10 protein-coding genes are annotated in these 13552 nt (G+C 39.2%); 5 read left to right on the top strand and 5 right to left on the bottom strand.

Annotation, left to right across the window (positions count from 1 at the left end):
- Positions 1-86: 86 nt before the first annotated feature.
- From MW688_RS20955 to MW688_RS20940, 4 genes are all read right to left on the bottom strand, one after another.
- Complete coding sequence (locus MW688_RS20955) at positions 87-890, bottom strand: class II glutamine amidotransferase (protein WP_486737957.1); 804 nt, start codon at positions 888-890, stop codon at positions 87-89.
- A gap of 466 nt (positions 891-1356) precedes the next feature.
- The gene (locus MW688_RS20950; protein ID WP_486737956.1) at positions 1357-2454 is read right to left on the bottom strand and encodes an aromatic acid exporter family protein; all 1098 of its coding nucleotides are present in this window, start codon (positions 2452-2454) and stop codon (positions 1357-1359) included.
- A gap of 37 nt (positions 2455-2491) precedes the next feature.
- The gene (locus tag MW688_RS20945) at positions 2492-3601 is read right to left on the bottom strand and encodes an aromatic acid exporter family protein (protein WP_486737955.1); all 1110 of its coding nucleotides are present in this window, start codon (positions 3599-3601) and stop codon (positions 2492-2494) included.
- Positions 3602-3749: 148 nt separating this feature from the next.
- On the bottom strand, positions 3750-5288 hold the full coding sequence (locus MW688_RS20940; RefSeq protein ID WP_486737954.1) for an NHLP bacteriocin system secretion protein: 1539 nt from the start codon (positions 5286-5288) through the stop codon (positions 3750-3752).
- A 1006-nt stretch (positions 5289-6294) separates the two neighbouring features.
- On the opposite strand from MW688_RS20940, the gene MW688_RS20935 reads away from it, so the two are divergent.
- From MW688_RS20935 to MW688_RS20915, 5 genes are all read left to right on the top strand, one after another.
- On the top strand, positions 6295-7845 hold the full coding sequence (locus MW688_RS20935; protein WP_486737953.1) for an amidohydrolase family protein: 1551 nt from the start codon (positions 6295-6297) through the stop codon (positions 7843-7845).
- A gap of 505 nt (positions 7846-8350) precedes the next feature.
- On the top strand, positions 8351-9346 hold the full coding sequence (locus tag MW688_RS20930; protein WP_486737952.1) for a helix-turn-helix domain-containing protein: 996 nt from the start codon (positions 8351-8353) through the stop codon (positions 9344-9346).
- 197 nt (positions 9347-9543) lie between these two features.
- Complete coding sequence (locus MW688_RS20925; RefSeq protein ID WP_486737951.1) at positions 9544-10743, top strand: cation:proton antiporter; 1200 nt, start codon at positions 9544-9546, stop codon at positions 10741-10743.
- A 146-nt stretch (positions 10744-10889) separates the two neighbouring features.
- Positions 10890-11396, top strand: a complete 507-nt coding sequence (locus MW688_RS20920) for an amidohydrolase family protein (protein ID WP_486737950.1) — start codon at positions 10890-10892, stop codon at positions 11394-11396.
- 125 nt (positions 11397-11521) lie between these two features.
- On the top strand, positions 11522-12256 hold the full coding sequence (locus MW688_RS20915; protein WP_486737949.1) for a DUF3299 domain-containing protein: 735 nt from the start codon (positions 11522-11524) through the stop codon (positions 12254-12256).
- A gap of 39 nt (positions 12257-12295) precedes the next feature.
- Here the strand turns inward: MW688_RS20915 and MW688_RS20910 are convergent, their stop codons facing one another.
- Entirely contained in the window at positions 12296-12559 is a 264-nt protein-coding gene (locus MW688_RS20910; RefSeq protein ID WP_486737948.1) for an ion channel, read from the bottom strand.
- Positions 12560-13552: the final 993 nt, after the last annotated feature.

The raw sequence follows: 13552 nt of genomic DNA, 5'->3' as shown, positions 1-13552 counted from the left end.
GAGTTTGATTATAAAATGGTTTAGCTTTCAAATAAGAGGTACGAAGTAATTATTACTTTTCCTTAGGAATTACTCCGTTTTGTTAGCTACTCTATCTTTGACCCACGATCTAAGGCTAAAACTGTACCTTCAGGTAAAGGATCCCATCCTTCAGCACTAAGAGGTACACTGGCTACAAGGGTCATTCTTGTATCTTTTTCCAGACCTTGAATATGTAAACCCATAGTCGATAGTTCAGTACCATCAAAAGATATAATACTCAATCCAGGTGGTCGCGGCTGACTGAAACCTCCTTTTTCTTCCCAACATCGACGGTGGGCATGAACAAATAGGGTTTCCCCATCGGAATAGAGAAAATTTGCTTGACCATACAACCGCAATTCCTGAGCAAATTGAGAGATTATATCGAGTCTTTCCTCTAATGATGGCGGTTTTTTCCTATTTTGCCATAATGGTTGCAAACGTTCCAGTAAAAGACAAAAGGCATATTCTGAATCTGTTTCCCCAATAGGTTGAAAATTACCCTTAGACAAAGTCATCTCTTGCCATATCTCTTTTAAACTCCCGTTATGGGCAAATATATGACGCTGACCGCCTAATTCCCGAATAAAGGGATGGGTATTGGCAAAACTGGGAGACCCCGCAGTGGCATAGCGCACATGGGCGATAGCACAGGTAGTTGTGAGGGGATGGGATTCTATAAAACGTACCAAAGGACTATCACTCGCTGGAACAGATTCCTTAAACAGAATTGCTTCTTTACCCTCATGATAGGCAATCCCCCAACCAGACTTATTCTGGTGGATTTGACCACCATGTTTAGCAAATTCGTGTAAAGAATACTTAATAGCAACGGGAATCGAACTGGATATTCCAAATAATTCACACATAGTTCCACAATTAGATAAATCGCCCTCACCAGTTTTGGAGAGAGGTTAAAAGGTTAGAAATGGGATGTTGTTTGAAGTAATCGAGACAACGCTTTATATCTTACAATTAGCAATGATGCTAAATCTCGGTTAACTCCATGACGTACTAAGATTCTCTGATTCACGCATTACAGTTATATGTATACAGCAAGGTCCTCGTAGATATTGTCCATGAAATAGTAATTGTCAAATGCACTTTAAGTGCAATTTTATATTAAATTTTATGAAATATTTTTTCTTGCCAAATGTGGCAAAATCCGCGAGAGAAAACCTGCTCAAAATTACACCCTGTTTTTGAAGTTCCCGTATCAAGTAACTCTATAGCATTAATTCTTTAACTCATTACTTCAAAACTTCAAAACTTCAAAACTCAACCAGCACCAGTAAATGAGTGGGTTTTGATGCTTTGATCTGAGGTTACTGTACCTCATGAGTCCTTTGAAATTCTATATCTGTTACTAGATAATGAATTGGATAATCGCACCTTGCCCAAACTCATTAATTTATGACTAACATCCTTTAAATCATCTAACCAAGCACTGAACTCAATCACTTGTTGTAAGTCATAATCATGGCTTTGTTTACTTTTACCTAATTCTTCAAGACGATGCTCAAGATAGGTTAACGCCTCTGTTAAATCTGGTAAAGTCAAGGCTTGATTAGGGGATAAGTTAGCAGGAGAATATTGTCCCAAGACTTGAAAAAACTGATGAGTAGTTTGGGTCAAATAGGAAATTTCTGGTAAGATAAGTTGAGCAACTGGATTTTTCTGCTTAGGGGCAATAAATTGTTTTAAATCTCTGAGGATCAGAAAAATTTCTATCACCAATTGATTTTGATTTTCTAAAGACTCTTCCTCTGATGAGCTTCCTATCCCTTGGGATAATTCAATCATCGCCGAACCGAGCAGCTTAGAATTCTTGGCCAATGTCTGATTGATTTGTCTGTCTAATTGCTGGATCTGTTTTTCTTCAGTTGTCTGGGGATTAAGATATTCATTGACAAGGACTTGATAGAAAATTCCGCACTGCATTAAAATGTCTTGAAAGCCTTTTTGTAACTGTTTTGTAGAAAGAGGCGGAGGCATTAATAAAGTGGCGATTGTTCCCATAATTACACCCGCGCTATTATAACTGAATCGCTCCCAATAATATTGATTTAATCCCATATCATAATGACCAATCGCTACCATAACAAAACTGACAATAGCTTGACCAGCACTTTTGGGGATACCCAAGCCATAACAAACAAGAACAGTTAACCCTAAACCTATGCCTACAGATAAAGTATTTTGATTAAAAGCAACCATGGTAACAAAGCCAATAAATCCCCCTCCGATAATGCCTAAAAGTCTTTTGCTACTTGCTTCAATATTTTCTCCTATAGTAGGGTTAAAAGCAACCCAGAAACCATATATTAAGTAGTTAACTTTTAGAATTGGTAAAGTATTACCTATGGAATAAATTAAAGCAGAAAGAACAGCGAGTTGGAAAATAAAAGAATTGAAAATTTTCAAAATTTTCATAGGAATAAGATGATTTAAAGATAATTAATGATTAATTTTATTTGCGGAGCAATAATCTCCTCTGTTGCCTATTTATTGACGGATCCATCAGGAGCTTATGAGCAACTGATTTATCTGAACTAAACTCTCCCCAAGCACTCACTTCATCAATCAATTTGCCTAAACGATGCACCAGACTATAAAAGCATAATACTTCTGAGATGGGCATAGCTTTTAATTTCTCGGTGCTTCTCGCTTCAGCCAATGTTTCTTGAAGTTGGATAAAGTTGCGATTTAACAGCTCGATGTCTGAGATTTTACTCTGCTCTATCATAACTGTTTTAAGCCTGGAAAGACAGTTAGTTAAAGATTGACAAAGGTCGCTTAATTCAGTTATTAATTTAGCCGATAAATGCATACCTTTGCTAGTTTGAATGAGACGCACAATAGCCGATAAATGAAGAGCGATATTTTCTTCAGTTTTCAGAATAGACTTCCAATCTTCTTTCCCCAATTGGCGAGCGGTAATGTCAAAAGAGCTAAGTTTAAATAGCTTTTGGCTGGCTTGGACAGTTTTTAAAATTTTTAATTGTAAATCTTGCGATTCTGCCTCATTAAAATTTCCTGCTAAGTAACCCCTAAAAGTTTGCTCGATCAATAAACAGCTATTATCAAGAATTTGTTCTAATTGTGCCTCAAGTTGATCCCTCATGAAGGTTGGCCAAAACAAAGAACCAACTATCAAACCAACAATTTCACCAATCAAAAGACTGCTGACGAGATCATATCCCATATTTATTTTATCAGAACTACCGCTCATAATAATAATGGCTGGCATTTTGATGGCAAGCCCAAAAAAACTGAAAGCTAACCCACGCAATTGTAAATAGAACCACAATATACCAGCCAATAAAGTATTAATAAAAATCGATATATAATTGTTTCCTAGCAAGTAGGCTTCGATGACACCTAGTATGCTCGTCAATCCAAAAATTAGTGTCAGTTGAGGAAATGCAAACCAAGCTATTCCTGGTCCAGCCATGCTAAATATCCCAGCGATGAACGATGCAATAAACGTGAAACTAAAGCCAAAAAACTGAGCGATCGCATAGGCAAGTGAGCCAGAAATAGCCACTTTCAAAGAAGTTTGTAAAGATGAAGGAATCATAAAAAATTTGGGGTTTCGTTTTACTAAGTTTAACCGACCTCAAGCTGAAAAGCGATCGCTACCTCAAGAGGTAATTACTACCCCCAAAGGCGAAGGTCAATCAGTTGAGTTAAAAATTAATTGTGAGGGTGAAAGAGCACAAAATTTCCTAACGGTAGATTCCACTAATCCAACGCACTAAAGGCATTAAATAATTAACGGGGGAACGTTTTTCTAAGGTTACTCTTGCTTCACCAATCGCTCCTTCAGGAATAGGTACAGATGGCTCTGTACCTCTATCCCATTTAAAACCAGTAACACTTTCAGGATCTCGCTCTAAAGCAATTTCTACTTGCACCACAGGCAAATTTTTCGCTTCTCCCGGATCTGGTGAAGAATAAGGAACAGGATTAGTCATTAAAGCTTCGGCTAATTGGGAATTTCCTACTAAACTGGTCACTTCCTCAGGAGTAATGGTTTCTTTAGACACATTCTTGATCGTGCCGACAATACCTCCAAATCTTTCTCTCGCTCCACCAAATCGTCTTTCTGTTAAAAGGTTGGGAGTGACCTCTACTTTCATGCCTGAATTGATCCTATCGGCATTTTCTGGAGTAAAGAAAGCCAAAGCAATCTCTTCAGAATTAGGAGATGCTTCCAATTGTAATCTACCGATGGAGGTTCCTGTACTCACAAATTGCCCCACATTAACATTAATTTCCATTATTTCCCCATCATATTGACTCACTACCTGGCTTTGATTTGATAGTTCAATTTTAGTATTCTCAATTTCTCGCTCAAGATTATCAATGGTATTGATTCTTTTGATTTCCGACTCTAAATCGTCTAGAGAGATTTCTGCTTCTTGAGAGGCAAGATTTTCTGCCTGCGCTTGTAAGTTTTGATTTTGTGCTTTTAGACTTTCATTTTGCGATACTAACTGTTTATCTTTAGCGACTAAGTCTTCTAACTTTGCTAATAATTGGGTTTTTTCATTGAGGTTTTTCTGTAAAACATCTTCGGCTTGAATACGACTAGAATCCAAGGTAGCAACTGCACCTTCTTCTGATAGTTCATTATAAGCTTCAAAACGAGCCGCTATTAATTTGTCAATTTCATCTATCTGTTCGAGCCGTTGTTGATAAGTTTTTCTTTGACGAGTTATCGCAATTCGTTCTTGTTCATTAGATTCTATTTGTTGATTATTCGCTGCTATTTGTATAGGAATAGTTTCTTTTTGTCTTTTGATGCTTTCTCGCTTTAATAGAGAACGTTGCTCTTCTATTTCTGTAATTGCAATATTCTCAGCTTCATATTCCGCTAGTTCCTGTTGTTGAGTTAACAATTTTTCTCTTAACTCGGCAGCTTCAATGACTGCTAAAACTTGACCTTTGACAACTTTGTCTCCTGGTTTAACCTTTATACTAACTACTCTACCGCTACTACGAGACCAAAAATTAACTTTAGAACGAGGAACTAAAACAATTGATTGACCTACTACTTTCACAGGAACTTGAGCCAGAAAACTCCAACCCAAAAAGGCTGTTGAAAGAATGATTAAGGGCAATGTACGAATTAAAACAGGTGTTTTTTTGCTTATTTGATTTGAAGAATTATTCTTCTTGAGATTATCATTTTCTGGGGATGCTTCCTTAACTGAAGATGACTCCTGATGAGTTAGTTGATGTTTTTTATTTGTTTCTGTCATTTTCTCTCATGAGATGATTCTATTATTTTAAGAGTTAGAATTTTGTTAACTACAATTTTAGTTAACTGTAAGGGCAGCAAGTCATTGTGGTTAGAACAAAATTTCTCATTATGTAGCATTATAATACTATAATTATTCTTAAGTACTTGACGTACATTTTCTGACTTCCATTATGCACCAGAAATTTTTAATCTGCGATCAATTTGTTTCACGCTGAATCCTACCACACCGGATCCAATGGCACAAATTTCCTTTTATTACAGTAACAATAATTGTTTGAGAAAGGGACGAGTTCTTTGTATCTATTTCTGATGCGCATATATGAATAAACTTGCATATAGTTAATAAAATAAGTAATCAAACTCTCTCCAGCATAATCTCTTAATAAAGGTCAATTTGTAACACAAACAAAACTTAATTTATAGGTTGCACTTTCATGACTTTGAGAAAGTTAAATTAATGATACTTTAATAGATAGTTAATATATCCAAAGTCATCGTCAACATCCCACCACGATCATCGGAGTACCGATGATAGTGGGGGCTTGCAAAAGCCTATAGTTGACCAGTCTTAGTTTTATCAAACTACGTTTTTAAAGCCATCACACCTACAAATACCTCGCCAGTTTGTAGCTTCTGTGGTTAACAGTTAAACATCTGTATTTGGGCTAAAGAAGTGCTGTTAACTCGACAAACTTTAAAAACATTGACGAGGCGACCTTTACCCTAGAAATAGGAGTTAAATATTTATTAGAAAAAAGGCAACGTAAATGTGCTGATTGTGGTCTTTCTAATGTTCCTTTTATGTCGGTAGAGTAGCAGTCAGAACAACAGGTAGTTTTAACATTAAAACTGCTAACCAAACAGTTCAAGGTATTAGCCACAAATACTGTAAACCTATTCACAAATCAGATGGATATAACTATGCAACATAAATTATGTCCCTCATTTCCTCTCATCGCTAACCTGATGAGAGGTTTAGCGAGAGTCTCCATGAGGGCGGAAAGATGAACAATTACGATCTGGCGATCGCCAATGGTCGAGTTATAGACGTTGAAACCAACTTCGATGCCGTTAGCAATGTTGGGATTAAAGATGGAAGAATTGCTGTCATTACGGAAACGACAATTGACGGAGCAGAAACCATCGATGCCACGGGTCACATAGTAACAGCGGGTTTTATAGATACTCATTTTCATTGGGTTCGTCCTATGGGCTTTAAGTTGGCTCTGCGGGACGGATGCACCACTGTTATGGACTGTGAGTTTGGTGTTCTCGGCACCATCATGGAGCAGTGGTACCAGGAACGGGAAGGTAAGTCCCAGGTCAATTACGGGGCAACAGTGAGTCATGAACTGGCCCGGTCTTTAGTCCTGGATCGGGCTAAGGCTCCAGATGCTCCCGATGCTCAGAAGAGTCGCGGAGCTGGGATGAACTGGGCGGTAAAAAAACCGACCCTGGAAGAGGGTAATCAGATTCTCCAAATTCTGGATGAGGGGCTTCGGGCTGGGGCTATTGGTCTGGGTTCTACCGTTGGATATATGCGCGGTGGAGTTACCGCCCGCGAGATGTTTGAGGCGCAACGAGTGGCTGCTAACTATGGGAGATTAGTTTCTGTTCACTTGCGTTCAACACCAGGTACATCGACCACTGAACCCAACGGTGCCCAGGAAATTCTTGGCAATGCCTTAGCCCTGGGACAGCCAGCTATCATCTGTCACTTTAATAATCCTGGCTGGCAGATGATCCACGAGTTGCTTGTCGCTCTGCGGCAACGAGGACATAACGTTTGGGGTGAAATATATCCCTATGCGGCAGGTTCGACCACCATTAACGCCGTTTTTCTGAAACCAGAAGTATGGGTCAAACAACTTGGTTATCAGTACGAAAATACTCTGTTGGATCCCGTTACCAACACCTTCTACACCCAGGAAAGCTATGAAAAGACCTTGAAAAAGGCTCCCGCAACCCTAGTTGTGGTCTTCAAGATGCCCAAGGAGGAGATTCTTGGCTGGCTGAGGTTACCGGGGGTGACTATGGGCAGTGATGCCATGCCGATTCCCGGCGATTTCCCCTGGGATACGCCCTACGACCAGTTGCCCAATACCCATCCCCGCACAGCAGGTGCCCATGCGATTAGCCTGCGATTAGCCAAAGAAAACGAGATTCCCCTCATGCAGGTGCTGGCCCAGTTGAGCTACAACTCGGCCAAATATTTGGGGGATGCAGGGCTAGAGTCGATGCAGGTACGGGGTCGTATGCAGGAAGGTATGGTAGCGGATATCACCATCTTTGATCCAGAAAACGTCAAGGACAACGGAACCTATGCCCAAGGGGCGCAGCCCAGCACTGGCATCCCCTATGTAATTGTCAATGGCAAAATCGTGGTTAAAGATTCGATAGTGCTTAAGGATGTCAACCCCGGACAGCCGATCCGATACCAGCCTGAAGTAAAAGGCTGCTTCTCACCCCTGAGTATCGAGCAGTGGACCAAAACATTTTTGGTTGCCCCCGAAGAGTGGGATATTAGTGGGCTCTCGGCTATTACACTCAAGTAAAGTACCTCAGGGGGGTGACCTCACAAGGGTAGGTTTTTTACAAAGAGCTTGTAGTAAAAGTAAGACAAGGTAGACAAGGAGGGAAAGTGGACAAGGAAGTATCTGTATTTTAGGTGTACATTAGTATGAAAACACGCTGTTTTAATTGTATTATCTCCCTTGTCTCCTTGTCTTCGTTCCTCCCGGAGTCCCATATCAAAGCACCAAAACAAAAGTACAGAAATTGGCCGACAAGGGAGAATCAATTTTTAAGCGTTTAGGATCAATTCTCTTACTTCAAAACTCATTACTTCAAAACTCATTACTCAACCCCCACCAGTAAATGAGTGATAAAGATGCAAGATGTGAGTTGTCCCGTCCTCACCGAAATGTTAAAAACCTACCGTTGGGGGGATCTGTAAATATAAATATTGTTAACAGTACAACGCTCATTGCTATAAGTGTACCTCATGAGTCCTTTAAAATGCTATATATTAGAGTACTTTTTCAGCAGATTACAACATAAATGTATAATAATCTATTGAGTTCAAATCTAAATTTTTTTGATTCCCATAATTTTAATGACGTTGATCAATTAGTTGAACAATTAAATATTTATCGAGAAATCAAAATTAATCTTCTTAGTTATGAACCTTTTAAAATCGAAGTTTATCAAGTTGATTTTGATAAAATTTTATTGTTTTTTGCCAATTCATTTTCTCCATTACATTACATTGGAAAAAGACGAAAAGGATTTTTACATTTTGATATTTACTTGAAATTAGGAGGATATCCTCTTGAACATAACCAGGTGATAAATATTAATACACTTAATAGTTTTGATCCTAATCGGGGTGCAAATTCTATTATTCCAAGAGATAGTCTAATTTGTGATCTTCAAATTGAGAAAAATTTATTTTTTTCAACTTGTCAGAAAATGCGTCGTGAAGATTTATTAGAAAGTAAATTTTTCCAAAAAGACTTTATAGACTTAGAGAAAAAAAGTTGTGAATATCGTAACTATATTAAAGAATTATTTTGCCTGATTAAATCTCGATCATCTTTATTGAAAAGAGCTGATTATCGTCAAATTATTTTAGGGGATTTGTTACCAATTTTAATCGATGCAATTCCTCGACAAAAACAAAAATCTTATATTAGGCTAAATCAGAGTTCGTTAAACAAGGATCAATTAGTAACTCAAGCAATAGATTTTATTCATGCTAATCTGAATAAACCTCTCACTTTAAAAGATATTTACACTCATTTAGGTATCAGCCGTCGTACCCTTTTCTATAGTTTTGAGAAGATTTTTGGTTCAACTCCCATGAACTATATTAAAATTCAAAGATTACAAGGAGCAAGGCGATCGCTGAAAGAAGTAGACCCTAAAATCATGTCGGTTATGAATATAGCCCATCAGTGGGGATATTGGAATTTAAGCCGTTTTGCCAAAGATTATAAATTTATATTTGGTGAGTTACCATCAGAGACTCTGAAAAAATATGATGGCTTAAATTGATAAGGAGAATTTATGAAACAAGATTGCTGGCCTTGGTTTTTAAAATGATCGACGATAGTTGGATTTGTTGTTTTCTTGATTGTTTTGTTTAGTGAACCGCCTAGACTCTGGTTTTGGTTGGCAGTTTTCGGTGCTTTGATTTTCTACCGCTTTGAGCGGGCTATCCGTAATGATACTTAAATACAAGGAGGAGTTTGATGATTGCGCCTTATGATGATTGGGCTATTCTAGCAGTATTCGTTTTTTTCTATAGTCTAATCGCCCGACCTTTAGAAAAAACTTGGATCTCAAGTTCCATGATATTTATTGCCTTTGGTTTATTATTTGGTCCTTTTGGGTTAGGGATTTTAAACCTAAATGTTAACTCTGAAAATCTCAGAGCAATTGTTGAATTAACTTTGGCTTTAATTCTTTTTACAGATGCCTCCAATGCCAATTTAGCTGTACTCAAAAGCAGTATTCGCCTACCCTTTCGCCTTCTTATAATAGGATTACCACTCACTATACTATTTGGTTTTGTGGTTGCTAAGCTACTGTTTCAAGATTTGAGTTTAATTGAAGCGGCAATTCTAGGTACAATGCTTGCGCCAACAGACGCAGCTCTTGGTAAAGCAGTGGTTACCAATCCCTTGGTACCGGATCAAATTCGTGAAGATTTGAATGTGGAAAGTGGTCTTAACGACGGTATTTGCGTTCCCATCCTATTTGCATTATTGGCTGTGGCAACCAAGCAAAATTATGAAAACACTACAACTCAATTAGTGTTTAAATTATTTATTGAAGAAATTGGTATTGGTGTACTTGTTGCTGCTAGTTTTGTGATGATCGCTACCCAATTAAGAGCATTCGCCTTTCGCCGCAATTGGCTTTCTGAAACTTGGGAAAAAGTATTAGTGCCTGCTCTAGCTGTTGCCTGCTTTGCTACTGCTCAAATTTTAGGAGGGAGTGGCTTTATTGCTTGTTTTGTTGGCGGGCTTCTTTTTGGTAGTATTGCCAAATCTTATAAGAAAGAACTTTTAGAAGCTTCAGAAGCTATTGGTGATACGATGTCTCTCCTTACTTGGGTAGCCTTTGGTTCAGCCATCGTGAGTATTGCTATTGGTCAATTTAGTTGGCAATTTTTCATCTATGGTATCTTAAGTCTGACAATAATTCGTATGTTGCCCGTATTTCTCTGTTTATTAGGGATTCCTTTAGATCTAGAAAGTAAACTATTTGTGGGATGGTTTGGTCCAAGGGGATTAGCCAGTATTGTCTTCGCTGTAATTGTGTTAAATGAGCAACTGTCTGGTGGTAGCACTATTGCTATGACTGTTGCTTGGACAATAATTTTAAGTGTTTTAGCCCATGGTTTAACAGCCAATCCCTGGGTTAAACGCTATGGTCAAAGAGATTAATTAAACTATTCTGATTGACTAGATATCTTCGGATTTATCGCTTAACATTCGTTGTAAAAGTACGGTATAAATTGGTTTGCCCCCTAACTGATGAGCCATCATCGTTGATGTTAAAGTTGTGATCATCAATCGAACATGGGTTTTTCATGGAGGATGACACTGCAAAACTGATGGCAGAGAAGGGGGTTTGGTGGAGTATGCAACCCATGGGTAATGATGAAGATCGGTTGGTCTTTGAGAACCCCATCAGCACGGCCAAGTACGAGCAGTGTGTCTCCGGGCTCGACCATGCTATGGAGTGCGCGAGGCGGCACAACCTGAAGATTGCCTTCGGCTGTGACATGCTGTTTGATCCTCAACAGACCAAGAAGCAGGGTAAGTTTTTAGCCAAGTTGCAAAAATGGTTCACCCCTTTCGAGGCGTTAAAGATGGCTACCTCAACGAATGCTGAACTACTGGCGCTTTGTGGCCCACGAAATCCTTACCCCGATGGAGCTCTTGGCGTCATCCAGTCAGGGGCCTATGCTGACATGATCCTGGTGGATGGCAACCCCCTCGAAGACCTGGACTTAGTGGCCGACCCCGAGCAGAACTTTGTTGTGATTATGAAGGACGGCGTGATTTACAAAAACGCCTTGTCTTCGGCAGAATAAGAGTACTAATTTTTTCTGAAGAAAAGTTCATTCTTCAAACGTCCAGATGAAACCCTGGCTTTGATTATGAAAGACAACTTGACAAAAATCAACTCTATAAGCTACAGACAAACTTCATTTTGAACATGAATACTCCCTCATTATTACGGTCCTGGGATAATCTCCTGCCCGACCAGGCAAGCATTGCTTTTGACGACCCTTATGGGCAGTTGTCAGAGGAACAATTGCAACATTTGCGCTGGCTGAGCCGCATTAACTGGTTGCTCAAAAGTGGCAAAGCCGAACCCGATGGTCCCTCGGCTCAGCGGGCCACTATTATTCGGCAAACTTTTGCCCAAGATGGTCTTGATGCTGACTGGCTGCTTTCCCAGCGCGAGGTCATCCGCCAGCAGCGCATTCAGCATGTCTACAACCCTCGGATGGAAGAAAAGCCTGTTAAGCTATTGGGGTTGGCATTGCCCCTCAAGTGGGTGAGCGATCGCCAGATGACTCAGTTTTTGCTGACTCCCTCCCTACCTTACTGTAGCCACATGCCTCCGCCGCCCTCCCACCAGGTCGTCCGCGTTGAGGCGCTTGAGCCCATCAATGTGATTGCTACAGAACGCGCTCAAGGTTTGACCAATCCGGCTCTGTGGGTTGAGGGTACTCTGCGCTTTGATGTGACCAACCATTCTGTTCATCGGGTGGATGGCATCCTGCGGGTCGAAGCTATTTATAGAACTGAACCGATCGCGATCAGACCCGCAACACCTCACGAGGTTGACACTGTGTTTAACCGTCCTCGCCGCGATGCCGAAGCCTATCTCTGTCCCAATCTGTTGGATTTGATTGGCGTCAATGACACCCAAGATAGCGTCTGAGGATATGGCATGAGCATGACTGATGAAGAATTTGCACAATTATGTTTCCCTTCGTCTTCGTAATTTCAAAAGTTGATGGAAAACTGTAGATAAAGTTGCTGTAGACAAACCCAACATCAAGACCCCGCTAATAGCTTCTAGTGCCCCTAGAACCTTCCAAGGATATTCCATAACAATGTCTCCATAACCGAGTGTAGCAAAATTCACAGCAGAGTGATAGAAGGCTTCATAATAATTGGAAAATTGTCCGATAAAGACAAAACTAGCTGCCCAAACCAAAACTTGTAACAAACAAGTAGTCAATAAAAAGAATAATGTTATATTTAGAATATAAAATCCTCGAATCAAATGTGATGTTTTAGAGTTTCGTGGAGTTGAATGAATAAGTTTCGATACTATTCCAATCAACATTGAGGTAGAAAATGCCTGGATCATTTGTACCACTAAAAACATGAATATAGCTAGAATAATGATCAAAATATAAGACATTATTTTATTACCTCAACATTTCCGCAATTTCTTTTAAATTGGACAATTGTAAGAAGATCATACTAACTAAAACTATAAATAAACCATGTATTTTGTTTGATTTCATTAGGGCTTATATCAGGAGGGAAGGTCTTAATAAAGTCAATTTGGGAAGGACAATCTAAAATAATTCCATTAAGTATAGAAAGATTGGGAAGAGAACAACTATATAATCGTAAACTACCCGCACTGACCTTCGGTACAGGTGTGTACTTTTCGTAGCCCTTCAGTTATCAAACAAGTGATAATTAAGAATCGGAATTAATTGATCGCTCAAAGCCGTATAATATAATGAGAACAAATAAAACGAGCCAAAACCAGAGACGGGGAGGTTCGCTTAATATAACAATGATAAAAATAGTTATTCCCATCCAAACCCACCATTTAAACCACCACTTATACCATTGATTCATCTTTCCGCCCTCATGGAGACTCTCGCTAAACCTCTCATCAGGTTAGCGATGAGAGGAAATGAGGGACCATTATTATGTTGCATAGTTATATCCATCCGCTTTGTGAATAGGTTTACAGTATTTGTGGCTAATACCTTGAACTGTTTGGTTAGCAGTTTTAATGTTAAGGATTTAATGGTTTTTTGTGGGAATCTAAAACGAAAACTCCCATGAGTTTAACTCCTATTTCTAGGGTAAAGGTCGCCTCGTCAATGTTTTTAAAGTTTGTCAAGTTAACAGCACTTCTTTATCCCAAATACAGATGTTTAACTGTTAACCACAACAGCTACAAACTGGCGAGGTATTTGTAGGTGTG

The sequence above is a fragment of the Johannesbaptistia floridana genome, from assembly GCF_057440575.1.
This window is presented reverse-complemented; position numbering and strand designations above follow the sequence as displayed.